Consider the following 421-nt stretch of genomic DNA (forward strand, 5'->3'; position numbering starts at 1 on the left):
GGACCAAGAAGCAATTTTACATCGGGCTGAGTATGAGGTTTTGCTAGGCAAGCACAATAAAAAAGTGGCCAATTTTACACTGGTCGCACTCTAAGCTGGTGCCTGAATTGGATTAGTCAAGGCGCTATCTATCACTTTTCAGTTCATGTTTTGATTTGTATTAGTTCAGACTAGACCTGACACTTCAATTTGAAAAGAAGAGAGTTACCCACTTTGATTTAAGGTGCTGAATCCGTAATCAAAGACAATAAGAGGTAACTCTCATGCTTCATACTAGCAATCCAATCATCAAACACAAAGCTGGCCTTCTCAATCTTTCAGAAGAGCTCGGCAATGTATCAAAAGCCTATAAGGTCATGGGTTGTATCAAGAGACACTTTCTATCGCTATCAAGAGTTAGTAGCAACTGCCGGGGTAATCC

General features: G+C 40.6%; 1 pseudogene. It reads left to right on the forward strand.

Annotated features, from left to right (window positions below):
- Positions 1-263: 263 nt before the first annotated feature.
- Positions 264-421 (forward strand): annotated as a pseudogene (locus tag AB4585_RS24795) (helix-turn-helix domain-containing protein); the annotation flags it as partial.

Source organism: Vibrio sp. 10N.222.49.C9, assembly GCF_041474985.1.
In the GTDB taxonomy this organism is placed as follows: domain Bacteria; phylum Pseudomonadota; class Gammaproteobacteria; order Enterobacterales; family Vibrionaceae; genus Vibrio; species Vibrio crassostreae_C.